The sequence below is a fragment of the Lysinibacillus sp. BF-4 genome (assembly GCF_000743635.1).
GTDB lineage: Bacteria > Bacillota > Bacilli > Bacillales_A > Planococcaceae > Metalysinibacillus > Metalysinibacillus saudimassiliensis.
This window is the reverse complement of record NZ_JPUW01000001.1, coordinates 81032-105977: the sequence shown is the minus strand read 5'-3', so window position 1 is coordinate 105977 and position 24946 is coordinate 81032. Positions and strand designations below refer to the sequence as shown.

Annotated in this window: 25 protein-coding genes; 1 reads left to right on the top strand and 24 read right to left on the bottom strand. The window is 41.1% G+C overall.

All coding sequences use genetic code 11. The features are described 5' to 3' along the window. Positions 1–64: 64 nt before the first annotated feature. From hslU to CH76_RS00465, 11 genes are all read right to left on the bottom strand, one after another. Positions 65–1459: an ATP-dependent protease ATPase subunit HslU gene (gene hslU, locus CH76_RS00515; RefSeq protein WP_036141364.1), complete on the bottom strand. Its 1395-nt coding sequence runs from the start codon at positions 1457–1459 to the stop codon at positions 65–67. Position 1460: 1 nt separating this feature from the next. Continuing rightward, positions 1461–2003, bottom strand: coding sequence for an ATP-dependent protease subunit HslV (gene hslV, locus CH76_RS00510; RefSeq protein ID WP_036141360.1), 543 nt, complete (start codon positions 2001–2003; stop codon positions 1461–1463). A gap of 15 nt (positions 2004–2018) precedes the next feature. Then, entirely contained in the window at positions 2019–2918 is a 900-nt protein-coding gene (gene xerC, locus CH76_RS00505; protein ID WP_200877315.1) for a tyrosine recombinase XerC, read from the bottom strand. A 207-nt stretch (positions 2919–3125) separates the two neighbouring features. Then, the gene (trmFO, locus tag CH76_RS00500) at positions 3126–4436 is read right to left on the bottom strand and encodes an FADH(2)-oxidizing methylenetetrahydrofolate--tRNA-(uracil(54)-C(5))-methyltransferase TrmFO (RefSeq protein ID WP_036142196.1); all 1311 of its coding nucleotides are present in this window, start codon (positions 4434–4436) and stop codon (positions 3126–3128) included. 19 nt (positions 4437–4455) lie between these two features. Further along, positions 4456–6540, bottom strand: a complete 2085-nt coding sequence (topA, locus tag CH76_RS00495; RefSeq protein WP_036141355.1) for a type I DNA topoisomerase — start codon at positions 6538–6540, stop codon at positions 4456–4458. 81 nt (positions 6541–6621) lie between these two features. Beyond that, the gene (gene dprA, locus CH76_RS00490) at positions 6622–7512 is read right to left on the bottom strand and encodes a DNA-processing protein DprA (RefSeq protein ID WP_036141353.1); all 891 of its coding nucleotides are present in this window, start codon (positions 7510–7512) and stop codon (positions 6622–6624) included. Between the two features lie 69 nt (positions 7513–7581). After that, on the bottom strand, positions 7582–8484 hold the full coding sequence (gene sucD / locus CH76_RS00485; RefSeq protein WP_036141350.1) for a succinate--CoA ligase subunit alpha: 903 nt from the start codon (positions 8482–8484) through the stop codon (positions 7582–7584). 18 nt (positions 8485–8502) lie between these two features. Next, positions 8503–9663: an ADP-forming succinate--CoA ligase subunit beta gene (sucC, locus tag CH76_RS00480; protein ID WP_036141348.1), complete on the bottom strand. Its 1161-nt coding sequence runs from the start codon at positions 9661–9663 to the stop codon at positions 8503–8505. A 200-nt stretch (positions 9664–9863) separates the two neighbouring features. Then, complete coding sequence (locus CH76_RS00475) at positions 9864–10154, bottom strand: EscU/YscU/HrcU family type III secretion system export apparatus switch protein (protein ID WP_036141346.1); 291 nt, start codon at positions 10152–10154, stop codon at positions 9864–9866. Further along, a complete protein-coding gene (locus CH76_RS00470; RefSeq protein ID WP_036141344.1) occupies positions 10151–11998 on the bottom strand; it encodes a hypothetical protein in 1848 nt (615 codons plus the stop codon). The genes CH76_RS00475 and CH76_RS00470 overlap by 4 nt, the downstream gene beginning before the upstream one ends. Beyond that, positions 11995–12774 (bottom strand): ribonuclease HII, encoded by a 780-nt coding sequence (locus CH76_RS00465; protein WP_036141342.1) that lies wholly within the window; start codon positions 12772–12774, stop codon positions 11995–11997. The genes CH76_RS00470 and CH76_RS00465 overlap by 4 nt, the downstream gene beginning before the upstream one ends. 103 nt (positions 12775–12877) lie before the next feature. Between CH76_RS00465 and CH76_RS00460 the strand changes: the two genes are divergently transcribed. Further along, a complete protein-coding gene (locus CH76_RS00460) occupies positions 12878–13219 on the top strand; it encodes a hypothetical protein (RefSeq protein ID WP_036141340.1) in 342 nt (113 codons plus the stop codon). 23 nt (positions 13220–13242) lie between these two features. On the opposite strand, the gene ylqF is transcribed toward CH76_RS00460, so the two are convergent. The 13 genes from ylqF to acpP form a co-directional block, all read right to left on the bottom strand. After that, positions 13243–14103 carry a ribosome biogenesis GTPase YlqF gene (ylqF, locus tag CH76_RS00455; RefSeq protein ID WP_036141338.1) on the bottom strand — a complete coding sequence of 287 codons (861 nt, stop codon included), beginning with the start codon at positions 14101–14103 and terminating at the stop codon, positions 13243–13245. Between the two features lie 51 nt (positions 14104–14154). After that, entirely contained in the window at positions 14155–14700 is a 546-nt protein-coding gene (lepB, locus tag CH76_RS00450) for a signal peptidase I (RefSeq protein WP_036141335.1), read from the bottom strand. A 100-nt stretch (positions 14701–14800) separates the two neighbouring features. Continuing rightward, entirely contained in the window at positions 14801–15145 is a 345-nt protein-coding gene (gene rplS / locus CH76_RS00445) for a 50S ribosomal protein L19 (protein WP_036141333.1), read from the bottom strand. A 127-nt stretch (positions 15146–15272) separates the two neighbouring features. Then, a complete protein-coding gene (trmD, locus tag CH76_RS00440) occupies positions 15273–15995 on the bottom strand; it encodes a tRNA (guanosine(37)-N1)-methyltransferase TrmD (RefSeq protein WP_036141331.1) in 723 nt (240 codons plus the stop codon). Then, entirely contained in the window at positions 15996–16511 is a 516-nt protein-coding gene (gene rimM / locus CH76_RS00435) for a ribosome maturation factor RimM (RefSeq protein ID WP_036141329.1), read from the bottom strand. A gap of 57 nt (positions 16512–16568) precedes the next feature. Continuing rightward, positions 16569–16799, bottom strand: coding sequence for a KH domain-containing protein (locus tag CH76_RS00430; protein ID WP_036141327.1), 231 nt, complete (start codon positions 16797–16799; stop codon positions 16569–16571). 15 nt (positions 16800–16814) lie between these two features. Further along, positions 16815–17087, bottom strand: coding sequence for a 30S ribosomal protein S16 (gene rpsP, locus CH76_RS00425; protein WP_036141325.1), 273 nt, complete (start codon positions 17085–17087; stop codon positions 16815–16817). Positions 17088–17181: 94 nt separating this feature from the next. Beyond that, a complete protein-coding gene (ffh, locus tag CH76_RS00420; RefSeq protein ID WP_036141323.1) occupies positions 17182–18540 on the bottom strand; it encodes a signal recognition particle protein in 1359 nt (452 codons plus the stop codon). 12 nt (positions 18541–18552) lie between these two features. Beyond that, positions 18553–18885 (bottom strand): putative DNA-binding protein, encoded by a 333-nt coding sequence (locus CH76_RS00415; protein WP_036141321.1) that lies wholly within the window; start codon positions 18883–18885, stop codon positions 18553–18555. Positions 18886–18959: 74 nt separating this feature from the next. Further along, positions 18960–20198: a signal recognition particle-docking protein FtsY gene (gene ftsY, locus CH76_RS00410; RefSeq protein WP_036141319.1), complete on the bottom strand. Its 1239-nt coding sequence runs from the start codon at positions 20196–20198 to the stop codon at positions 18960–18962. Then, complete coding sequence (gene smc, locus CH76_RS00405) at positions 20198–23758, bottom strand: chromosome segregation protein SMC (RefSeq protein WP_036141317.1); 3561 nt, start codon at positions 23756–23758, stop codon at positions 20198–20200. The genes ftsY and smc overlap by 1 nt, the downstream gene beginning before the upstream one ends. After that, positions 23759–24517: a ribonuclease III gene (gene rnc, locus CH76_RS00400; protein WP_036141315.1), complete on the bottom strand. Its 759-nt coding sequence runs from the start codon at positions 24515–24517 to the stop codon at positions 23759–23761. It abuts the gene before it with no gap. Between the two features lie 166 nt (positions 24518–24683). Then, positions 24684–24920, bottom strand: coding sequence for an acyl carrier protein (gene acpP / locus CH76_RS00395; protein WP_036141313.1), 237 nt, complete (start codon positions 24918–24920; stop codon positions 24684–24686). Positions 24921–24946 lie beyond the last annotated feature (26 nt).

The following is a 24946-nucleotide window of genomic DNA, read 5'->3' as shown; positions in this document are numbered from 1 at the left end:
AATTCGCTATTTTCTTAATATTCTAAAGGTTTTTTCAAATAAGCGAAACTAATTCCTCTTAAAATTATAAAATAAATTGAGATAAATCTTTATTTCCAACGATTTCACCGAGTTTTTCGTCTACATAAACTGGTGTGATTTCAATATGTGCTGGTGCAATCTCCGAAGCCTCAAAAGAAACTTCTTCTAGTAAACGCTCTAAAATAGTGTGTAAACGGCGTGCACCAATATTATCTGTCTCTTGGTTTACTTCCATAGCAATTTCTGCAATGCGTTCAACAGCCGCGTCAGTAAACTCTATTGTTACGCCCTCTGTTGCTAGCAGCGCTTTATATTGTGTTGTTAAAGATTGATCTGGTTCTTGTAAAATACGAACAAAATCTTCCTTCGTTAATTTATCCAGCTCTACACGAATTGGTAAACGCCCTTGTAATTCAGGAATTAAATCAGATGGCTTTGACATATGGAAAGCACCTGCACCAATAAATAGCATATAATCTGTTTTTACGGGACCGTACTTCGTTGTGATTGTTGAGCCTTCAATGATTGGTAAAATATCACGTTGTACACCTTCTCGCGACACATCTGCTGATGAGCCACCATTTGAGCGACTTGCAATTTTATCAATCTCATCAATGAAAATAATACCGCTTTGTTCAGCACGCGTTACAGCTTCTTGTGTTAGTTCATCGCTATCAATAAGCTTTGCTGCCTCTTCCTGCGTTAACACACGGCGTGCATCACGTACTTTAAGACGACGCTTTTTCGTTTGCTTAGGCATTAATCCTGACAGCATGTCTTGCATACCTGGATTGTTGTTCATGCCAGCACCCTGTAAAGCATCAAACATCGCCATATTTTGTTCTTCTACTTTAATTGTAACCATTTCTTCTTCTAACTTACCTGCTTGCAAATCAATAGCTAGCTGTGCGCGTTTTGAACGAATTACAGTATCATCACCGTCTTCTTCGTCTGCTTGCTCAGTTTGCCCACCAAATAGCATCTCAAATGGATTTTGTGTAGGTTGTTTGCGCTTCTGAGTAGGTGCAAGTAGTTTGACCAGTCGTTCATTAGCTAACTGCTCAGCTTGCTCTTGAACGCCTTGCATAAGCTCTTCCTTAACTAAACGATGTGAAGCTTCTACTAAGTCACGTACCATTGACTCAACATCACGACCTACATAACCTACCTCAGTAAACTTTGTCGCCTCGACCTTGATAAAGGGTGCATTTGTTAACTTAGCAATACGGCGAGCAATCTCTGTTTTACCCACACCTGTAGGTCCAATCATTAAAATGTTTTTAGGTACAACTTCCGCTTGTAATGCCTCAGAAAGTTGCGTACGACGATAGCGGTTGCGTAGCGCAATAGCTACAGCACGTTTAGCATCGTTTTGACCTACAATGTGACGACTTAATTGCTCAGTAATCTGTCTTGGAGTTAAATTATTTTTCGCCATTTTATAACGCCTCCACAATAATTTGATGGTTCGTAAACACGCAAATATCAGCCGCTGTCGTAAGTGCCGCCTCTGCAATTTCTTTCGCTGTAAGATTGTCGCCAGCGTACTTTTTCAATGCACGACCTGCTGATAAAGCATAGTTACCACCTGAGCCAATTGCTAAAATTCCATCATCCGGCTCAATAACCTCACCCGTACCTGATACTAATAATAAAGTTGATTCGTCCATTACAAGCAACATCGCTTCAAGCTGTCGCAACATTTTATCGCCACGCCATTGCTTCGCTACTTCTACAGACGCACGCTGTAAATTACCGTTATATTCATTAAGTTTAGCCTCAAACATTTCAAATAAAGTAAATGCATCTGCTACAGAGCCTGCGAAGCCCGCAAGCACCTTGCCGTTAAACAGACGTCTGACCTTACGAGCGGTATGCTTCATAACTACCGCGTTCCCTAATGTCACTTGTCCATCGCCAGCCATGGCACATTTACCATTATGATGAATGGCAAAAATCGTAGTTGCATGAATTTGTCCCATCATGATACCTCCAATTTACGCTCTTGGATGAGCGTTCATATATGTTTTACGTAAATGCTCTGTTGTAACATGCGTATAGATTTGCGTGGAGGATAAACTACTGTGCCCAAGTAATTCTTGAACGGTTCGTAAATCTGCACCGTTGTTAACGAGGTGCGTCGCAAATGTATGACGCAACATATGAGGATGAATTTTACTATGCAGAGCTGCTCGCTTCATAATATCCGTTAAAATATAGCGCACGCCCCTGTCTGTAATAGGTGCACCGCGCATATTTACGAAGACTTGTTGATGCGCTGTATTTTTCATTAAGCGCACGCGTCCTTGTGTAGTATAACGCTCAAGAGCATTTGCAGCATATTGTCCAAAGGGTACTATACGTTGCTTACGTCCTTTGCCCATCACACGAATAATACTGTAAGTGAAATCAATATCCTGTAGAGTTAGCGCTGTTAGTTCACTAACACGAATCCCTGTAGCATACAATAGCTCAAGCATTGCTAAGTCTCGCTGTTCCTTAGGAGTGTTACCTTGCACCGCTTCAAATAGCTGTGCTAGCTCTTGTTCATAAAAAAATTGCGGCAAGCGCTGTTGTTTTTTAGGATGATATAACAGGTGAAACGCACTGTCATCAATGGCGTATGTTTTATTTAAAAACCGAAAAAACGAACGTATTGCTGAAATGCGACGCGACACTGTCGTACGCGCTAACTGTTTATCATAAAGCTGTGTAACATATAGCCTTGCAACAGGATACGTAACATCTGTCAATTGTGTGACAGCTTCAGTTTGTAGGAAAACAAAGAAGTCCTGCAAGTCTGCCTGGTACTCCGAAATGGTGTGTGGAGAGAAGTTTTTTTCGACCGTAATATATAAAACAAATTGCTCCATTGCTTGCTCCGTTGAAATCTTCACAACAAATTTCACCACCACAAATTGTTTTATTGCCACATCTTTTGAAACACACAAGGAAACTCTATACCTATTGGGCAAATTGTGCAAGTAAAAAGATAATTTCGTCAATCTTTAATTGAAATTGCGTATAAATTATGTCCAAAGTTTAGCCAACCACAAGAAAAGCTACGTAATCTATAGCGATTACGTAGCCCCCTTTATATTCATTTAAATCGTTGTTGACGCTTTAAAGTTTTTTAGTGCTTCAAGTGCGCGTGTAGCATGTAGCTCAGCGCGCTCTGGTTTTGAACGACGACCTGGTGGTAAATCTGGGAAGATGCCAAAGTTCACGTTCATTGGTTGGAAGTTTTTCGCTTGCGCCTCTGTAATATAACGCGCCATGCTACCTAGTGCTGTTTCACTTGGGAAAACAATCAGCTCCTCACCTTTTACCAGTCGAGCTGCGTTAATGCCTGCAACAAGTCCACTCCCAGCGGACTCCACATAACCTTCAACACCTGTCATTTGACCTGCTAGGAAGATGTGTTTATGCTCACGCATTTGGTAGGTCTTCTCTAAAACCTCTGGTGAGTTAACAAATGTATTACGATGCATTACACCATAACGTACAATCTCTACATTTTCAAGACCCGGAATCATTTGTACGATTTCTTTTTGTGGTCCCCATTTTAAATGTGTTTGGAAACCAACGATGTTATATAGCGTACCTGCTGCATCATCTTGACGTAACTGCACAACAGCATATGGACGCTTGCCTGTTTTTGGATCCTCAAGACCTACTGGTTTCATAGGACCAAATAACATTGTTTTTTCGCCACGTGTTGCCATTACTTCAATTGGCATACAGCCTTCAAAGTAAATCTCTTTTTCGAACTCTTTCAGTGGGACAACCTCTGCCGCAATTAACGCGTCGCGGAATGCCATAAACTCTTCTTTATTCATTGGGCAGTTAAGGTAAGCCGCTTCACCTTTATCATAACGCGATTTTAAATAGACTTTGTCCATATCAATGCTGTCTTTTTCGATGATTGGTGCTGCTGCATCGTAAAAATACAAATAATCTTGACCTGTTAATGCTTGGATTTCTTTTGCTAAAGCCTCTGATGTTAAAGGGCCTGTCGCAATAATCGTCACACCCTCAGGGATTGATGTAACTTCTTCGTTAATTACCTCAACAAGTGGGTGGTTTTTAACTGCTTCTGTTACGTAGCCCGCAAACTCATGTCGGTCAACTGCTAAAGCGCCACCTGCAGGTACTGCACACTTATCTGCAGCTTGCATAATTACTGAGCTCATACCACGCATTTCTTCTTTCAATACACCTACTGCATTCGTTAAACCGTTTGCACGTAGGGAGTTAGAGCACACAAGCTCTGCGAATTTATCCGTATGATGCGCTGGCGTTTGTTTTACAGGGCGCATTTCGTACAGGCGAACCTGTACCCCACGCTCTGCTAATTGCCATGCTGCCTCTGAGCCTGCTAAACCTGCCCCAATTACATTTACTACTTGTGTCATTTTCTCTACCGCGCTTTCTTTATTGTACGGGTGCTTCTTCGTAGTCACACTCATCATTCGTACATTTAATTTGAATACCTTTTTTCAATTTCTTCTCAACTAACAACGACTCACACTTTGGACATGGTCGTGCAATTGGTTTATCCCAAGAGACAAACTCACACTCTGGGTATTGATTACAGCCATAGAAAATACGGCGGGTTTTACTTTTACGCTCAACGATTTCACCAGTCTCGCAATCTGGGCACTTCACACCAATAAGCTTTACAATCGCTTTTGTATTGCGGCATTCTGGGAAGTTAGAACACGCCATAAACTTGCCATAGCGCCCAAGTTTATAAACCATTGGCGAGCCACATTTCTCGCAGTCTTCACCAGCTGGCTCATCCTTAATAACAACTTTCTCCATCTCTGCATCCGCATGCTGAACGTGTTTTTCGAAGTCTTGATAAAACGCATCAATAACATCTACCCACTTGCGATTACCTTCCTCAACTTCATCAAGGTCACGCTCCATTTGAGCAGTAAACTCAATGTTTAAAATATCAGGGAAGAACTCTAATACTAATTGGTGCACAATCTCACCAAGTTCGGTTGGGATGAAACGCTTTGCATCTAGTGTCACATAGCCACGTCGTTGAATAGTATCAAGTGTTGGCGCATAAGTTGATGGGCGACCTATACCTAACTCTTCCATCGTTTTTACTAAACGTGCTTCTGAGAAGCGTGGTGGTGGTTGTGTAAAGTGTTGCTTTGGCTCAATTTCTGTTGCCTTTACAACATCACCCTCTGCCATATCAGGTAAATACGTTGATTTTTCTTCTTTTTGGTCATCAGAACCTTCAATATATACTTTCATGAAACCTGGGAATTTAACCTGTGATCCATTTGCACGGAACACCACGTCACCTTGCTGTAAATCTACAGATACTGTATCTAATACAGCGGGTGCCATTTGGCTCGCAATAAAGCGCTCCCAAATTAAGCGATATAAACGTAGTTGATCACGACTTAGCACCGTTTTTAATGTTTCTGGTGCACGCATTGTACTCGTTGGACGAATCGCCTCATGCGCATCTTGTGAGTTAGTAGCTTTTTTTGTTTGACGCTCTGTTGTCGCAATAAACTCTTCACCGTATTTGTCATTAATATAGGCTACTGCTTCTGTCTTCGCTGTTTCAGATACACGCGTTGAGTCTGTACGCATATAGGTGATTAAACCAACAATGCCTTCTTTTTTACCAAGGTCAATACCTTCATAAAGCTGTTGTGCTAGCATCATTGTTTTTTTAGCACGGAAGTTTAACTTACGCGCTGCCTCTTGTTGTAAAGAAGACGTTGTAAATGATGGCGCTGCATTACGTTTACGTTCTTTCTTCGTTACACTTTGAACAGTAAAGTCGTCACCTTTTAATTGTTTAAGAATAGCCTGTACTTGTGCCTCATTCGTTAGCTTAACCTTTTCTTCGGCTGTACCATAGTACAATGCGTCAAATGATTTTGCCCCTTTTGCGAATGCCGCATCAATTGTCCAGTACTCTTCAGGAATGAATTGTTTGATTTCATTTTCACGGTCAATAATTAAACGTAAAGCTACTGACTGTACGCGTCCAGCAGACAATCCCTTTTTAACTTTTTTCCATAAAATCGGACTAATATTGTAGCCAACAAGACGATCAAGCATACGACGCGCTTGTTGAGCATCAACTAAATCCATATTAATTGGTCGAGGATGCTTAAATGATTCTAAAATGGCATCTTTAGTGATTTCGTTAAATACCACACGACAATCTGACTCAATATCAATATTAAGCGCTGTCGCTAAGTGCCAAGCAATCGCTTCCCCTTCTCTGTCGGGGTCAGCCGCGAGATAAATTTTCTTAGCTTTTTTGGCCGCTGTTTTTAATTCTTGTAAAACAGGCCCTTTACCACGAATGGTAATATATTTTGGCGTGTAGTTGTTTTCAGTGTCAATGCCCATTTGGCTTCGTGGTAAGTCACGCACATGCCCTACCGACGCTTTTACTTTATACTTTTTACCTAAATAACGTTCAATTGTTTTTGCTTTTGCGGGTGATTCCACAATTACTAAATAATCTGCCATTTATTTTTCCCCCTTAGTTAGAGGCTTACTATTACTGCTTTTTTAAGTTCACCTGTTGCAAAATGTATAACACATTTCATTTTATTGCAACTCATTTTCTATTTTTCCTTGTAATGCTTCGATAATTTGTTGGCTGTTTAACAGCGGTATTGCACCTTCCATTAACAAGAAATTTGTACCCGTAGAAAGCGGAGAGTCAATAGGTCCAGGCACTACAAAAACATCCTTCCCTTCATCTAAAGCAAACTCTGTTGTAATTAGCGTGCCACTTTTTTTGGCAGCTTCTGTTACAACTAACGCTTGCGATAGTCCGCTAACTATTCGATTACGCATAGGAAAATGGTGGCGTGCAGGTTTCACATAAGGCGCATACTCGGTAAGTAGTAAGTGCTGTTCAATTAGTTGTTGCGCTAATTGTTCATTGTGCCTCGGGTACATATGATAAAACCCACTCCCCAAAACTGCAATGGTTTGCCCTCCAAATTGCATAGTTAAACGATGCGCTATTGTATCTGCACCCAATGCTAACCCACTAATAATAGTAATTTTTTGCGCACATAACTCAGGTAAAATTTGCTGTAATACGCGACTTGTATAAGAACTAGCTTTCCTTGAACCAATAACAGCAATTGCAGGATTTTTTAGCAACTCTACATTACCTTTAGCATACAAAACAGCTGGTGCGTCATAAATCGAAAGTAACGATTTCGGGTAATTTTCGTCATAAAAAGGAATGGGGACAATCGCATTTTCTGCATAATAGCTTTGCATATCAACTTTATAAAGCTGTTTAAATTGCGTTAGGATGGCGCTTGCGCGTTGCGGGGTAATCCGTAGGGTTTGGGTAAGTTGGTTAACTTGAAGCGTGTCTAGGCGCTCTAATTGATTAGCTTGTATAAGCGCCGCTACAGCCTTAGCTGTTAGTGGTGTAATGTAATGAAGTGCAAGCAAGGCTTGCGTAGTTTTATCCATAATACTTCCTCCTCTAGAAAGTACCGTAAAACAAAAGAAAAGGCACAGCACATGGCTGTACCTTTTATATTAATGGGTTTTACACTTTTCGTATAGCCCTTTTTCTTTTAACACTTTAATTAGCGTTTCGCCAATAACTGATGGTGTTTCAGCAACTTCAATTCCCGCAGCGTTCATCGCTTTGATTTTTTCTTTCGCTGTACCTTTACCACCTGCAATAATAGCACCAGCATGTCCCATACGTTTACCAGGAGGTGCTGTTTGTCCGCCAATAAATCCTACAACTGGCTTAGTCATGTTTGCTTTAATCCACTCAGCTGCTTCTTCCTCTGCTGTACCACCGATTTCACCAATCATTACTACTGCATACGTATCTTCATCTTCATTAAATGCTTGTAGTGCATCAATAAAGTTTGTACCGTTTACAGGGTCACCACCGATACCAACTGCAGTCGTTTGGCCGATGCCTTCTTGTGTTAATTGATGTACAGCCTCATACGTTAATGTACCCGAACGAGAGATAACACCAACATGACCTTTTGTATGAATATAGCCTGGCATAATACCAATTTTACACTCATCTGCCGTAATAACTCCTGGGCAGTTAGGTCCTACTAGGCGTGTCTTCTTATCTTCCATATAACGCTTTACCTTTACCATATCTAGTACTGGGATATGCTCTGTGATACAAATTGTCATATCAAGCTCTGCATCCACAGCCTCTAAAATTGCATCTGCTGCAAATGGTGCTGGTACATAAATTACAGATACCGTAGCGCCTGTTGCTTTAACGGCATCTTCAACTGTATTGAATACTGGAACGCCCTCAATTTCAAGACCGCCCTTACCTGGTGTTACACCCGCTACAATTTTCGTGCCATAATCAATCATTTGGCGCGTATGGAATAGCGCTGTTTCACCCGTAATACCTTGTACAATTACTTTTGTGTCTTTATTAATAAAAACAGCCATCCTAAGAATCCCCCTTAATTACCCTACTAATTTGACGATCTTTTGCGCGCCATCTGCCATTGAATCTGCCGCTACAATGTTTAAGCCTGATTCATTTAGCATTTTTTTACCGATTTCTACGTTCGTACCTTCAAGGCGAACGACTAGTGGTACTTCTAAGCCGATTTCTTTGGCTGCTGTTACAACACCTGCCGCAATAATATCGCACTTCATAATACCGCCAAAGATGTTAACGAAAATCCCCTTAACGTTTTCATCTGATAAAATAATTTTAAATGCTTCTGTTACTTTTTCAGCTGTAGCACCGCCCCCAACGTCTAGGAAGTTTGCCGGTGTTCCGCCGTAATAGCTAATTGTATCCATTGTTGCCATAGCTAGCCCTGCGCCATTTACCATACAGCCAATATTGCCGTGTAGTGAAATATAGCTTAGGTCATGTTTAGATGCCTCTACTTCTTTTGGATCTTCCTCGTTGAAGTCACGTAACTCTACGATATTTTTATGACGATATAAAGCGTTATCATCAAAGTTAAACTTCGCATCTAACGCAATTACTTCGCCGTCTCCTGTAATCGCTAGTGGGTTGACTTCAACTGTCGAAGCATCCGTATCAACAAATGCGTCGTATAAACGCATCATTAGTTTTGCTGCGCTACCTACAAGTTTTGTAGGGATATTCATATTGAAAGCCATGCGTCGCGCTTGGAATGCTGTTAAACCTAATACAGGGTCAACAACTTCATGGAAAATCTTTTCTGGTGTTGCTGCTGCAACCTCCTCAATATCCATACCGCCCTCTTCAGAGCCCATTAATGTTACTCGTGATGTAGCACGGTCCACGACTAAGCTTAAATAATATTCCTTTTGAATATCAGAACCTTGTTCGATATATAGGCGCTTAACCTCTTTACCCTCAGGTCCCGTTTGATGCGTTACTAAAATTTTACCTAGTAATTCCTTTGCATAAGAACGAACTTCCTCAAGCGTTTTTGCGATTTTAACGCCGCCTGCTTTACCGCGTCCACCTGCGTGGATTTGTGCCTTCACTACAGTTACGTCAGCGTTTAATTCTTTAGCTACCTTCACCGCTTCATCAGGTGAAAAGGCAACGTTACCTTTTGGTACGGCTACACCGTACTTGCGCAAAATTTCTTTCGCTTGATATTCATGGATATTCATATTCCATCCTCCCATCAGACAATTGCATGATTCTACTCACAACTTCTATTCTATACAAAGATTCTGATAATGTCTATAATCCTCTTTTATGTTTATTTTACAATCTTTTATGCACAAATATCATCGAATAAGTAATTTGATAATTCTGATAAGTAGCAAATAATGTTCTTTTAGGATGATATTTTCTTTTATAGTACAGATTATTCTCGGCGCGTTAATTTATGCTCCTTATCTACACGGTAAATAAAGGCAAAGACCTCGGCTACAGCTTGGTACAGCTCTTCAGGTATAGATTCATTTAGATCGAGTTGCCCTAAAAGTTCGACAAGACTTGGATCCTCGTGGACGGGAATGCTATGCTCTGCGGCTTTAGCTAAAATATTATCCGCAATTTTTCCTTTCCCCTTTGCAACAACCTTAGGACCTGCACTCTCTCCTGGGACGTAAGTTAAGGCAATAGCTTCTTTACGCTTATGATTTTCTGTACTCATACGAGATAGTCAACTCCTGTCGTTGGTGATTGTGGCTGTTTTAGTACACGCTTTTTAGGTGCGTTTTGCTCCTCAAAAGTTTTAACTGTTACGGCAGATAATTGATAATCTTTTTTCGCTAAGCCTTCTTTTAATAGCGCTTGGAACGGTATAGTAAGCGATTTTAACACAGGATTGTCATTAAATAAGTTCACTGTTACGACACGATTTTGCACTTGCATATCAATCATCGTCTCTTGTAGAGAGTCCATTTGTAAATAAAATAAAATTCGTGCAAATGCTGCGTCAATTTTCCCATCTTCCTTCATACGCCCACTCCATTGCAAAGTTGCATCTGTACGCTTACCAAAAAACTCTAGCGGCACTTGCATAGTTAACTGTTGCTGTGGTCCATTCTCTCCAGATAATAATTGCATACCGTTCATACGAGATAATAACATTTCGCTCGCTTGGCGCATTTCAGGTGATACAGGTTGCTCTAGCATCGCTTGTAATTGGGGCTTAATCATTTGAGCAATCGCTTGTGTGTCTGCCGCTCTTTGAGTAAGCATGGCCTCATAACTCACGCCTAGCCCACGCATTACATGCTTCATGGCATGTTCCATAGCTTTACTATCTACTGCGGCTGCTACTTGTGCCTCGGCTGTGGTCATTAGATTTTGCACAATAGGTGCCTGCGGCTTTGCGAGTTGCTCCGTGAGTTGCTGTAGCAGTTGTGCTTGCTGAGGCGCTGTAAGACCTGGACGTAGCAAAGATAGGAGTTGCTCTTTTGCTCCTTGGTCTTGCCCAAAAATTTGTTGTTCCGCATTAGCACTAAAGGCACGCAATAATTGGTGTTGCAACTCTTTGCCAAAGGATTGAATGGTTTGTGGTGTGGCTGGCAATTGTTGAAATCGTTCTACTAACTGCGTTAAAGCTTGTTTATTTTCTGTAGTTAAGCTCGACTGAGTCGCTACCCATGCCTTAACATCATTAGCTACTGCCTGTGCTGTGCTAGGCGTTGCTTGCATTACCTGTTGTACGATTGTAGAAGGCTGACCTTGCTGTGTATTTGGTGCAATATTTTGCATTGTAGCATTTGGTTGTACAGCTCCTGCCTGCTTCAGCACCTGTAGCGCTTGTAATTTATCCGCTACAGAGGATGCTGGGTTTTGCAAAGTTTGCACTAACTTAGCTAACATCACACCTCCTGTTTCTGCACCAAAAGGTTTAGCTAATTGATTGATTTGTGAAAGCAATGATTGACGCAAATCAGCCGGTAGACCAGTGTCTGTCTGTAGTAGGTTTGCTACTTGTTGTAACGCACTTGTCATCCCACTCGTTTTTTGCCCATTCATTAACGCTTGAAATACTTCGTTAGTAAAAGGCATTTTCAACTCTACCATTTTCGTTAATGCCGTTAATGCCTGTTGCTTATCAGCCCCATCTAAATTTTTTATCCACGCTTCAGCTTGTACAAGTTGCTCTTTAGAAATAGGCACTTGTTCCTTCATAAAATGTGCCATAACCTTTTGCATGTCTGCCGTTTTTGGCACATTCATAGTATCGAGTAGCTGATTCATTTGCTGGCTTTGCGACATTTGCGGTCCCATCGGTCCTGTTACTACTTTAAGCTCTGTTTGCGGTGTAGTGCCTGTCACTTGAAAGAAGTGTGCGTCACCAGCTTTAAGTGGCACTTCAAGCTTAGCTATCATTTTATGTCCACCAATTTGTACTTCTGCCATTTGATCAGGAAATAGTTGTTTAATTGTGCCATGAAATACTTGTCCTTGTCGAAGCGCTAGAGGTTGTTGCTGTGCTTGGATTGCTTGATTGCCCCCTACCGCTTGAAATGACATATTCATTTTAGCCAACCTCCTTGTACCATTGATTTAATTGGTTCAAATGACGTGCGATGCTCTGCCGTTACACCATGCTTAGCTAACGCCTCTAAATGCTGTGGTGTACCATAACCTGCATGTTGTTCAAAACCATAGGCTGGGTATTTTTCGGCTAATTCGTCCATATAAGCATCACGTGCAGTCTTAGCTAAAATAGAAGCTGCTGCGATGCTCAAACTTTTAGCATCGCCCTTAATGATATTTTCTTGTGGAAGGGCAATCGCAACCGTCATCGCATCTAACAATACCCCATCAGGCTGCACAGTTAGTAAACCTACACTACGTGCCATAGAACGCTTTGTCGCCTCATAAATATTAATTTTATCAATCACCTGTACAGGTTGAAAATGAATAGCATATGCCACAGCATTCGCTTTAATGACAGCAGCATAATTTGCTCGTTGTTCTTTTGTTAATTGTTTAGAGTCGTTGATGCCTTCAAATGCACTACAATCTGTCGGTAATACTACTGCAGCTGTTACGACAGGACCTGCAAGTGGCCCGCGCCCCGCCTCATCTACACCTGCTAGAACTGCACCGTATTTTGCACGGTAACTATCATCAAAAGCTACTCGCTCTAAATGTGCCTGATGTGCCTCTTGTATTTTTGTTAAGCGACTATAAAATTGCTTTAATGCCTTTTGTACGCCTGCACGCTCATCAGTAGCTAGCTCCGTTATCCACGCTTGCTCTGTTGTCGCTTCTTTTAATGCTTGTGTAATTTCTTTTACTGTTTTCATAATTACGCCCCTCAATCTTTATTCGTATGCCTATTATCGGTTATTTTATCGTTTTCTAAAAGAAAAACCTCTCTAATCCGATACATTACTTGAGGTGAGAGGAATGGAAATTGCACAAATCGCCAATCGCATCGTCAATGACGCTATCGCTGAACAACGCAAACATTACGAACAAGCGCAAAAGCCACAAGACGACGGTCCCAAAATCACAGTATTTGAGGATGGCTTTGAACGTGTGTATCTAGTAAAACCAAATGGTGTACGCGTGCTATTGTCACAAAAACTAATCTTTTGGCTACGTGTAGAACAAGAAAGTAAAAAGCACGACGACAAGGAACGATTAACCAATGGCGAAATTAAGCAAATGCATAGCGAACGTAGCAAAACGCTAATGCAACAGTTAAATGCACATGCCCCTGTTTTTTTCGCACATAAAAAGGACTAGCCGCGATTAGCTAGTCCTTTTTGTTATTCTTGGATCATTTCGTCAACAAAATCAAATGTTAAACGACCAAAATTTAAACCACGTACATCACGAACAACAATCTCCGCAACTTGGTCATAGTCAATCTCTCCGCCTTGTCCAAATACGCGGCGTAACTTGCCGATATGGTCAAATGTATCGACTAAATCTTCATGCAGTACACTAAAGCCGTAACGATCTTGCAAACGGTTTGGGTAGCGCTCAGCTAAAAACTTAAGCCCATATACTGCAACGTCTTCTAAATTAGTTACCGTATCCTTAATCGCTCCTGTAAGTGCAAGCTTATAACCAATTTCTTGGTCTTCAAACTTCGGCCATAAAATCCCTGGTGTATCAAGTAGCTCAATGTCTTTGCCTACTTTAATCCATTGCTGTGCTTTTGTAACACCTGGCATATTACCTGTCTTCGCTAAATTCTTTTTCGCTAAACGGTTAATTAAAGTCGATTTACCAACGTTCGGAATCCCAACAATCATCGCACGGATAGCACGTGGCTTCATGCCTTTTTGGCGCATACGTTCAAATTTTTCAGCCAAGATTTCTTGTGCAGCTTTTGTTACTTTTTGTAGCCCTTTACCTTCTAATGAGTTAATAGCTACTGCTCGTTGGCCTGTACCTTCAAAATGAGCTACCCACTTCTGTGTCTCATGCTCATCTGCCATGTCAGCCTTATTTAAAATGATGAGACGTGGCTTTTGATGAATAATGCTATCTAACATAGGGTTGCGTGAAGAAAGCGGTAGACGCGCGTCTACAAGCTCAAACATAATATCAACTAATTTTAATTTTTCCGTTACTTGGCGGCGGGCTTTCGCCATATGCCCTGGAAACCATTGTATTGTCATCTATTCTTCTATCCTTTCTCATAAAAAAAGGAAGCTACACGCTTCCCGTTTTTATTTTACCTTACCAATTTGTTTAAATGGCCAAAAGACGATGCTTGTTTGACCGATTACTTTTTCGTTAGCTACGGGCCCGATATGGCGGCTATCCGTACTACCTCGGCGGTTATCACCCATTACAAAAATTTGGTCATCTGGTACACGCTCAATAATAAAGTCCTCAGTTAATGTACCATCGAGTAGCATAGCTTTCTTTTCGTCTAAGTATGGCTCGTCAAGTGGCTCGTCATTAATGTATAGCTGATCATCACGGTACTCCACTTTGTCACCAGGTAAACCAATAATACGTTTAATATAGTTTTTACCAGCTGGTGCATGGAACACTACGATTTCAAAGCGATCTGGCCCACCAATGGTATAACCAATTTTATTGACGATCATACGGTCACGGTCTTGCAGTGTTGGCGTCATCGACTCTCCGTCCACCACAATCGGTGTGAATAAAAAATACTTCACAAGCGCTGCTACTGCAAATGCAATCAGCAATGCTTTCGTCCATTCCCAAAATTCATTCTTTGGGGCTACTTCTTTTTCAGCCATTTATGCCACTCCTTTACTACTCTACATTGTAGTAGAATTATAATATCTATGACAAGCAAAAAGAAAAGGAGTTCGCACGCGAACTCCTTTTTCGTGTTGATTATCGAATTTCTTTAATACGTGCTGCTTTACCACGTAATTTACGTAGGTAGTAAAGTTTAGCGCGACGTACTTTACCGCGACGAGTAACTTCTAATTGAGCGATTTTTGGTGTGTGTACAGGGAATGTACGTTCAACACCTACACCGTAAGAAATTTTACGAACTGTGAAAGTTTCGCTAATTCCGCCACCGCGACGTTTGATTACAACACCTTCGTACATTTGGATACGTTCACGAGTACCCTCTACTACTTTAACGTGTACTTTGACTGTGTCACCAGCACGGAAAGTAGGTAGGTCTGTGCGAAGTTGTTCTTTAGTGATTTCTGTAATAATGTTTGTCATTATTTTCTCTCCTTATAACAGACGCTCTTACAATACTGAATTGCAGCGGAACATCGTAATCCGGCACTTCTACAAAGAAGTACAAAATGAATAATACCACAAATTTGTCAGCTTAACAAGCGCAATGTTATTTTTTTAATGTTGCTAAGTAAGCGCGTTGTTCTGCTGTAAGTGGATAGTTTTCTAGTAAATCGGGACGGCGTAAAAACGTACGTTTTAGCGATTGCTGTTCACGCCATTTCTCAATATTTGCATGGTGACCTGATAATAAAATGTCAGGCACCTTCATGCCACGAAAGTCTGCAGGACGCGTATAGTGAGGGTGCTCAAGCAACCCAGTAGAGAACGAATCATTGACATGAGACGCCTCCTGTCCTAACACACCTGGTAGCAAACGTACGACACTATCAACAATTGTCATAGCGCCAATTTCGCCGCCTGTTAGCACATAGTCGCCAATTGAAATTTCGTCCGTAACTAAATATTCACGGATACGCTCATCATAACCTTCATAATGCCCGCATAGTAAAATCAATTCTTCTTCTTGCGCAAACTCCTCAGCCTTCTTTTGCGTGTAGCGCTCTCCTTGTGGGCATAGCAGCACAACGCGTGGCTTACGTCCCTCTGAGAGCTTCTCTACCGCCTCAAACATTGGCTCAGGCTTTAATACCATACCTGCACTACCACCATAAGGGTAATCATCTACCTGACGATGCTTATCATATGCAAACTCACGAATATCTGTGACATCTAATGTTACGGCACCTTTTTCCTGCGCTTTTTTTAGAATCGAAGAACCAAACACACCCGTAAACATATCTGGAAACAAACTAAGCACATGAATATTCATTTATAAAAGTCCTTCCATTACATGAATTGTAATTTTTTTATCCTCAATATTAATATCTTGTACGATGTCCTCAATGTATGGGATGTAATGCTCTTTTTTAGCGCCCTTAACTACCCAAACATCATTCGCACCTGTTTGCAAAATATCTTTAATTTCACCGATTACTTCGCCGTCTTCTGCGACAACGGTACATCCGATGATTTCATGGAAGTAAAATTCGTTTTCTTCTAACACGTCTTCTTCCATTTGGTCTTTCGTAATTTTTAATAGACCTTCTTTAAATGGCACGACATCATTCATATTATGCATGCCTTCAAATGTTAATAAAATAAAGTTTTTGTGACGACGTACCGATGCAATCGTTACCCACGTTGGTTTTTTATCGTCCTTTTTAAATGCACCTAGACGATTACCTACATAAAAACGCTCATCTTCAAAATCTGTCGTTGATAAAATACGAACCTCACCGCGCACACCATGTGTATTTACAATGCGCCCTACATTAAACCATTCCATGTATTCACCTCTTTTTATAAATAAAAAGAGAGGAACTTTTGCAAGCTCCTCCCTTTTCTAATCCACTATGTCGACGTAAGTCTTCTTATGGTGACTGCCTGCTGCTGAATAAACAATTGTACGAATTGCCTTTGCAACGCGCCCCTGCTTGCCTATGACTTTCCCTCGATCCTCTGGATGAACAAAAAGTTTATAAACAACCCGATTATCTGATTCGTCCGCAGTAATGCGTACTTGCTCAGGGAAATCGACTAACGGTAAAACGATTGTTTCAATCAGCTGCTTCAAAGACGTCACCTCCGATTATTTGCTGAATTTTTGGTTATGGAATTTTTCCATGATGCCTTCATCTGAGAACAGGTTACGAACTGTATCAGATGGTTTTGCACCGTTAGCTAACCATTTAAGAGCTTTCTCTTCATCGATTTTAAGTGTAGCTGGTTGAGTAAGTGGGTTGTAAGTACCTACTGTTTCGATTTGACGACCGTCGCGTGGCGCGCGAGCGTCTGCTACTACGATACGATAGAAAGGAGATTTTTTAGCTCCCATACGTTTTAAACGAATTTTAACTGCCATTTTCTTTGCACCTCCGAATAAGTTTCACACAAGATAGTATATTATCAATGTTTGGTTTGTTTGTAAAGTGTTTTTTCTTAACACACTACTTTTTTTACTTAAATAACGAATCTAGACCAGGCATTTTCATCTTTTTCTTACCTTTACCAGAAGCCATGCCCGTCATTTGTTTCATCATCTTTTTCATTTCCTCAAACTGCTTTAACAGGCGATTAATTTCTTGGATTGGTCGACCTGAACCGCGCGAGATACGCTTTTTACGGCTTGAGTTAATGATATCAGGGTTTGTTTTCTCTGCAGGTGTCATCGAGTAAATAATCGCCTCTAGGTGCGCCATTTGCTTGTCATCTACCTTAGCATTCTCCAAACCTTTGATTTTGTTTGCCCCAGGAATCATTTTTAAAATTTCATCGAGAGGGCCCATCTTCTTAACTTGTTGCAGTTGTTCGATAAAGTCATCAAATGTAAAACTTTGCGTTTTAAATTTTTCTTCTAGCTCTTTGGCCTTATCTTCATCAACTTGTGCTTGCGCTTTTTCAATTAATGAAAGCATATCACCCATACCTAAAATACGAGATGCCATGCGTTCAGGATGGAATGGCTCTAAAGCGTCCATCTTTTCGCCCATACCAACAAATTTAATTGGCTTTTGTGTTACAGAACGAATCGATAACGCCGCACCACCGCGCGTGTCACCATCAAGCTTCGTTAATACAACGCCTGTAATGCCCAGTGCATCATTGAAACTATTTGCTACATTGACTGCATCTTGACCTGTCATTGCATCAACAACTAAAAAGATTTCGTCAGGCTCTTTAATCGCACGAATGTCTTTTAACTCTTGCATTAACGTTTCGTCAATATGTAAACGACCCGCCGTATCAATAATCACAACATCATAGTGCTCTTCTTTTGCCTGTTCGATTGCCTTTTCAGCAATTTCTACGGGTGATACGTCCGTGCCCATCGAAAACACTGGTAAAGATAGTTGCTTACCTAATGTCTCAAGCTGTTGAACAGCTGCTGGACGATAGACGTCGGCAGCTACAAGTAATGGTTTACGATTGTATTTTTTACGTAACACATTAGCTAGCTTACCCGTAGTTGTTGTTTTACCTGCCCCTTGCAAACCAACCATCATAATAACGGTTGGTGGTTTAGGGTTAAATTTAATTGGGCTTTGTTCGCCGCCCATTAAAGTTGTAAGCTCGTCTTGTACAATTTTAATAACTTGTTGACCAGGTGTTAGGCTCTTCATAACGTCTGCGCCTACTGCACGTTCGCTGACAGCCTTAACAAATTGCTTTACAACTTGTAAGTTAACATCGGCCTCAATTAAAGCAAAGCGTACCTCACGCATCATCGCTTTAACGTCTTGCTCTGTTACCTTACCTTTACCTTTGATTTTTTGGATCGTTTCCTGGAGTCGTTCCGATAATCCTTCAAACGCCACTTAAGTCGCCTCCTAATCCCATTCCTTTAACTGTTCGACGAGCTGTTTTTGCTCCTCGTTATTACCGTTTTGTTCGATACTCGTTAGTAAATGCTGCAAAATATGCTTACGCTTTTCGAATTTTTCAAATAGGCAAAGCTTTTCTTCGTAGCCTTCAAGCATTTTTTCTGTACGTTTTATATTATCATATACAGCTTGTCGTGATACACCGTATGAATCCGCGATTTCGCCAAGTGAATGGTCATCCAAATAGTACAGCTCCATATAGCTACGCTGTTTATCCGTTAACAATGCTTGATAAAAATCGAAAAGAAAATTCATGCGCGTTGTTTTTTCAAGTAGCATCACATTTCTCTCCTGTCGTTAATCTACTGTATCATATCGAACGACACGCTTTGCTGTCAAGGTAATCTACTTGATTATGCCTCGTCTTCGCTATTTTCTAGTTCGCGCTCTAAACCTTCCGCAAATAAGCCATATACATAACGCTCTGCATCAAATGGCTGTAAATCATCCATCTTCTCACCAAGCCCTACAAATTTCACAGGAATATGGAGCTTATTACGAATTGCTAATACAATACCGCCTTTAGCTGTGCCATCAAGTTTTGTTAATACAATACCCGTAACATCCGTTACTTCTTTAAATGTTTGCGCCTGTACAAGCGCGTTTTGACCTGTTGTTGCGTCTAATGCTAATAATACCTCATGTGGCGCATTAGGCACTTCTCGCGAAATAACACGATGTACTTTTTCAAGCTCATTCATTAAATTAACTTTATTTTGTAGGCGTCCTGCTGTATCGCAGATTAATACATCCACATTGCGTTTTTTAGCCGCTTGGATTGCGTCAAACATTACAGCAGCTGGATCTGAGCCTTCTGATTGTTTAACAACCTCACAACCAACGCGGTCTCCCCATACTTGTAACTGGTCAATTGCACCAGCACGGAAAGTATCACCTGCAGCTAACATAACGGTTTTACCTTCTTTTTGTAGACGGTGCGCGAGTTTACCAATAGTTGTTGTTTTACCTACACCATTTACACCAACAAATAAAATAACCGTTAACTCACCTTTAGGTTGAATGTTTAATTCAATAGAATCTGCTTCACCTTGTTCATAAATCTCAACAAGTTTTTCTGAAATAATAGCTTGGATACCCTCAGTATCTTTAATATTTTGACGTTGTACTTCGAAACGTAATTTGTCCATTAACTCCATTACGGTTTCAAAACCAACATCCGCCTGTAATAACACATCCTCTAATTCCTCAAAGAAGTCTTCATCCACTTTACGGTAACGCGCTACAAGGTCATTTACTTTTGAAGTAAACGTGTCGCGTGTTTTCGCTAATCCCGCTTTGAATTTTGCTGTAATTGACCATGCTGATGGCTTTTGCTCTGTCTCTTCAGCTTCTTCTTCCTCTACCTCTTCTTCGACAGGTTGCTCCTCTGCTACCTCCTCAATTGGTGGTGCAGCTATAGGCTCCTCTGCAAGTGTTGCCTCCATTACTTCGACCGTTTCCTCAATATCCTCTGGTGACGGTTCTGGCAAGGTAGTAGCTTCTTCCTCTGCTTGCTCTGCAAGTAGTTCGTCCTTCTTTTCTTCTTCGGGATTGCCCATTAATTTATCTTTCAAGCGCTTAAAAAAACTCATTATTGTCGCTCCTCTTCATCTTGTTCTAATTTCACAGACACAAGTTTAGATACGCCCGACTCCTGCATTGTAATACCATACAGAACATCAGCACCTTCCATTGTGCCTTTACGGTGTGTAATCACAATAAATTGTGTATCACCACTAAGTTTACGCAGGTACTCTGCATAACGCGTTACATTGGCTTCATCTAGCGCAGCCTCAACTTCATCGAGCACACAAAATGGCACAGGTCGCGTTTTTAAAATAGCAAATAATAGTGCAATAGCAACTAGCGCACGTTCCCCACCCGAAAGTAGTGAAAGACTTTGCAATTTTTTACCTGGTGGCTGGGCAACAATCTCAATACCTGTTTCTAGTAAATTGGTTGGATCAATTAATACCAAATCAGCATTACCACCACCAAATAACTCACGAAATGCACTATGGAAATGTGTTCGGATTTCTTCAAAGGTTGTTTTAAAGCGCACTGTCATTTCACTATCCATTTCGCAAATGGCTTCATTCAATGTTTGTTGCGCCTCTACTAAATCATTACGTTGTTCCTGTAAGAAAGTATAACGCTCCATCACCTGTTCATATTCTGCAATAGCATCTACATTAACAGTGCCAAGTTCTTCAATCGATTGTTTTAATAATTTGACACGACGTCGTGCCTGCTCAATATCAATTGTTAACTTCGGTACATCTTGCTGTGAGCGTAAATCCCACTCATATTGCTCCCATAGCTGCTCTTCAATATACGTAATGCGACTATGCGCACGCTCAATTTTTAGCGCAATATCATGAAGTTGCTCAACATAACCTTGATGTTGCATGCGCAATTGTTGTAGCGTTACTTCCTTATCCTGCAACGTCACACGATTTGTTGCACGTGCTTCTCGTAATGTTTGCAAGCGTTGTTCGTTTTCCTGCTTCGCTGTTTGCCACGCAGTAATTTTTTGTGTTAGTACCTCAGGTGAATCTTGCTCACCTTGCTCTTTAGTAAACCAAGTAATGTCTTCAGCAATGGATGCTAACTCCGCTTTTGCTTGTTCAAGTGCTAGCTCATAGCCTGCAATGGCTTCGCCTGCTTGAGCTCGTTTTTCCTTGCTAACTGCAAGCTTTGGACGTAGATCATCTAGTTGAGCACGTAATGTATCACGCTCAAGCTCACTTTTCTCTTTGAGATTCGTTAAGCTTTGTACCTGCTCATCAATTTGCGTCAGTTCTTGTGTTAATGCGGTTACACGTGCTGTTGCTTGCTCATACTGTGCTGTTAGCTGAGCAATTTGCTCTGTAGCATCTGTACGCTCTGTCGCTACTACTGACACACGTGCTTCTAGATGTTTTTTATCATTTTCTAGTGCTGTTACCTGCGCTGCACTTGCATGAGCTTGTTGTTGCGTGCTCTCTATGTCTTCACGTAATTGTACAAGCTGTTGTTGCTGTGTTTGCAACATTACCTTACCTTGCTGTACATCAGCTTCAGCTGTCGTAATTTGAGCATTAATTTGCGTCAGCTTGCTCGCTAAATCATCTAACTCTAATTTACGTGAAAACACATTAGATTGACGCTGTGCGGCACCACCTGTTAAAGAACCACCCGCATTTACAACATCCCCTTCAAGCGTCACTACGCGGTAACGGAAGCCTGCTAAACGAGCAATTGCTGTTGCACCTTGCAAATCCTGCGCCACAATTACACTACCTAGTAAGTTATCTACAATAGCCTCATACTGTTGGTCTGCACTAACAAGCGCGGACGCAGTATTAATAAAGGCTGGATGACTTGCTACTTCTTGTAAGATGTGACTTTGGATAAGGCGTGGCTTAATAACGGTACGTGGTAAAAATGTCGCACGTCCTTCTTTTTTACGTTTTAAATATTGAATTGCATACTGGGCAGCTTTTTCATCCGTAGTAATAATATGCTGACTTGAAGCACCTAATGCTGTTTCGATAGCCTGTGTATATTGCTTTGGCACATGTAATAGCTCCGCTACTGCACCGTCAATACCTTGCAATTGATTGCTCGCTCTTGCTTGTAATACCGCACGTACACCTTGATAGAAGCCAGAAAAATCCGCTGCTAACTCTTCAAGTGTATCTTTGCGCGCTTTTAAACGATGCTGATGCTGATACGCCTCATAAAGCATCGCTTGTTTTTTCTCAAACGCATTTTTTTGTTTATCCACTTGTTGTGTTTGTTGCTTTAACTGCTGACGCAAATGCCCTAATTTATCATGTAACGTGGCATTGCGTTGTGTAAGCTCACTAAACTGTTGCTGTAATGTGCGCAATTGCTCACTCGCCTCATCATTTTGAGTGCTCACACGTGATGTCATTGCTTGTTGACGTGCCATTTGTTGCTCAATATGCTTCATATCATTTTTGACAGTAACCTGCTCATTCATGAGGTCAATGTAGCGATTGCGTTGTTGCTCAATCTCTTTATCAATCTCTTTAGCAGAGCGCTGTAGTACATGTTCATATTGCTTCACTTGTTGTTCTTGTTCTTTTACTTGTGTTTGTAGCGTGGCAAAGTGCGTGCGCTCCTGTTGTTGTTTTTCTGTTAATGCATTAATTTTGGTAGCTTGGTGTGCTTTTGCCGCTTCAAGTTGTGCTAAACGTTGCGCCTTATTTTGCGCCTTTTCCGCACTAACAGCTTGATAGCCTGTTAAACGCTCCACCTCTGTACTTGCCTCTAATAAGCTCGCATTTGTGGCCTCGTATTGTTGATCAAGCGTTTGACGCTCACTCATTAGCGTTTGCACAAGTACCTCTAACTCCGCTACCTGCTTAGCAAAGTGTTGCTCTTGTTCTTTATATTGTTGCTCTGTTGCTTGGTGCGCCTGCATCGCTGTTAACTGCGCTGTCGCATCTGCTACCATTACGGCAATATCATAATCTCGGACATCTGCCGTCATTTGTAAATAATCCCGTGCCTTAGAAGCTTGTTGCTCTAAGGGGGCTAAACGGTCGCTTAGCTCGTGTAAAATATCTAACACTCGCAAAAGATTTTCGTCCGCTTCAAATAATTTATGCTCTGCCTTCTTTTTTCGTAGCTTATATTTTAAAACCCCCGCAGCCTCTTCAAAGATGGCGCGACGGTCTTGGGGACGGCTATTTAAAATTTCATCTACTCGCCCTTGCGAAATAATCGAAAAGGCTTCTTTTCCTAAACCTGAATCCATAAATAAGTCGGTAATATCTTTTAAACGACAAGCTTGATTATTAAGTAAATACTCGCTTTCGCCTGAACGATGAACACGACGCGTTACACTCACCTCGTTATAAGGCAATTTAACACGCTCATCACTATTATCTAAAACGAGGGTTACCTCTGCGACATTAACCGCACGGTGTGCATCACTACCAGAGAAAATAATATCCTCCATTTTTGCACCACGCAGCGATTTAGCTGACTGCTCACCGAGCACCCAGCGTATCGCATCTGTAACATTACTTTTACCACTACCGTTAGGACCTACAACCGCTGTTAATCCAGGTACAAAATCAATACTCGTACGCTTAGCAAATGATTTAAAACCGACCATGTCTAAGCGCTTTAAATACATTTAAGCCTCTCCTTGCTGTTCTTTAATCACAACCATGGCACATTGTGCTGCTTGTTGCTCGGCTTCTTTTTTCGATTTACCTCGTCCGACACCTAGCTCCTGTCCATTTAACAGGACACTTGATACAAACGTACGATTATGCGCTGGTCCACGCTCATCAATAATCTCATAATTTAACAAACCACTGCTAGATTGTTGTACCATCTCTTGAAGCTGACTTTTAAAGTCCATCGCATGCGAAAATGCACCGACATCCACCTTAGGAAAGACGACACGTGCTAAAAACTGCACAACTGTATCTAAATCTTGATCTAAATATAATGCACCGATGAATGCTTCAAATACGTCTGCAAGTAACGCAGGACGCTCACGACCACCTGTTAGCTCCTCACCTTTACCGAGCAATACATAATGACCGAAATTTAATTCATTGGCGAAAATAACTAATGAAGGTTCACATACAATTGAAGCACGTAACTTCGTTAATTCTCCCTCGCTCATAGCAGGGTATTTTTCAAATAAATATTTTGATACGGATAGCTCTAACACCGCATCTCCTAAAAATTCTAGACGTTCGTTATCTGTAAATAATTTACGTCGATGCTCATTCACATAAGACGAATGTGTAAAAGCTTGGTATAGTAAAGCTTTATTTTGAAACGAGATGCTTAACTTCTCTTGCAATACATCAAATTGCGCGCGCGCTTTCTCTGGGATGACACCTGGCTTCTGTGCCGTACCTCTTCTTTTATTTATCATACACATTCTACCTTTCTGCTCAGTTTCTAACGTTAAGTGTACCTTTTCTAAGGTAATTGTGCAAAAGTATTTCGCCTTTTTACAACTTGGTTAACGCATCACTTTTTCATACAAAAGAGGCACGCTCGATCGAACGCGTCGATGCGAGGTGCCTCGTAAGACTTTATTAGCCTAATTTGCTTTCGATGTATGTTACCGCAGAACCTACTGTTGTAATTTTTTCTGCATCCTCGTCAGAGATTTCCATCTCAAACTCGTCCTCAAGTTCCATTACTAGTTCTACTACGTCTAAAGAGTCAGCACCTAAATCTTCACGGAATGAAGCCTCTGGTGTTACTTTGTTCTCTTCAACGTCTAAACGGTCAACGATTACTTTTGTTACGCGCTCTAATACTGTAGTCAAATCAGTCACCTCCCCTCAAATGAGTA

Excerpts from the sequence above, each read along its gene's own strand:
- ylqF (WP_036141338.1), bottom strand. The coding sequence starts at position 14,103 with ATGACAATACAATGGTTTCCAGGGCATATGGCGAAAGCCCGCCGCCAA.
- rplS (WP_036141333.1), bottom strand. The coding sequence starts at position 15,145 with ATGACAAACATTATTACAGAAATCACTAAAGAACAACTTCGCACAGAC.
- rimM (WP_036141329.1), bottom strand. The coding sequence starts at position 16,511 with ATGGAATGGTTTAATGTAGGGCGCATTGTAAATACACATGGTGTGCGC.
- CH76_RS00465 (WP_036141342.1), bottom strand. The coding sequence starts at position 12,774 with ATGAAAACAGTAAAAGAAATTACACAAGCATTAAAAGAAGCGACAACA.
- rpsP (WP_036141325.1), bottom strand. The coding sequence starts at position 17,087 with ATGGCAGTTAAAATTCGTTTAAAACGTATGGGAGCTAAAAAATCTCCT.
- lepB (WP_036141335.1), bottom strand. The coding sequence starts at position 14,700 with ATGGCTGAAAAAGAAGTAGCCCCAAAGAATGAATTTTGGGAATGGACG.
- CH76_RS00470 (WP_036141344.1), bottom strand. The coding sequence starts at position 11,998 with ATGAATATGTCATTTCAAGCGGTAGGGGGCAATCAAGCAATCCAAGCA.
- dprA (WP_036141353.1), bottom strand. The coding sequence starts at position 7,512 with ATGGATAAAACTACGCAAGCCTTGCTTGCACTTCATTACATTACACCA.
- sucD (WP_036141350.1), bottom strand. The coding sequence starts at position 8,484 with ATGGCTGTTTTTATTAATAAAGACACAAAAGTAATTGTACAAGGTATT.
- trmFO (WP_036142196.1), bottom strand. The coding sequence starts at position 4,436 with ATGACACAAGTAGTAAATGTAATTGGGGCAGGTTTAGCAGGCTCAGAG.
- hslU (WP_036141364.1), bottom strand. The coding sequence starts at position 1,459 with ATGGCGAAAAATAATTTAACTCCAAGACAGATTACTGAGCAATTAAGT.
- CH76_RS00475 (WP_036141346.1), bottom strand. The coding sequence starts at position 10,154 with ATGAGTACAGAAAATCATAAGCGTAAAGAAGCTATTGCCTTAACTTAC.
- rnc (WP_036141315.1), bottom strand. The coding sequence starts at position 24,517 with ATGATAAATAAAAGAAGAGGTACGGCACAGAAGCCAGGTGTCATCCCA.
- ftsY (WP_036141319.1), bottom strand. The coding sequence starts at position 20,198 with ATGAGTTTTTTTAAGCGCTTGAAAGATAAATTAATGGGCAATCCCGAA.
- sucC (WP_036141348.1), bottom strand. The coding sequence starts at position 9,663 with ATGAATATCCATGAATATCAAGCGAAAGAAATTTTGCGCAAGTACGGT.
- topA (WP_036141355.1), bottom strand. The coding sequence starts at position 6,540 with ATGGCAGATTATTTAGTAATTGTGGAATCACCCGCAAAAGCAAAAACA.
- smc (WP_036141317.1), bottom strand. The coding sequence starts at position 23,758 with ATGTATTTAAAGCGCTTAGACATGGTCGGTTTTAAATCATTTGCTAAG.
- CH76_RS00415 (WP_036141321.1), bottom strand. The coding sequence starts at position 18,885 with ATGCTACTTGAAAAAACAACGCGCATGAATTTTCTTTTCGATTTTTAT.
- CH76_RS00460 (WP_036141340.1), top strand. The coding sequence starts at position 12,878 with ATGGAAATTGCACAAATCGCCAATCGCATCGTCAATGACGCTATCGCT.
- trmD (WP_036141331.1), bottom strand. The coding sequence starts at position 15,995 with ATGAATATTCATGTGCTTAGTTTGTTTCCAGATATGTTTACGGGTGTG.
- hslV (WP_036141360.1), bottom strand. The coding sequence starts at position 2,003 with ATGGGACAAATTCATGCAACTACGATTTTTGCCATTCATCATAATGGT.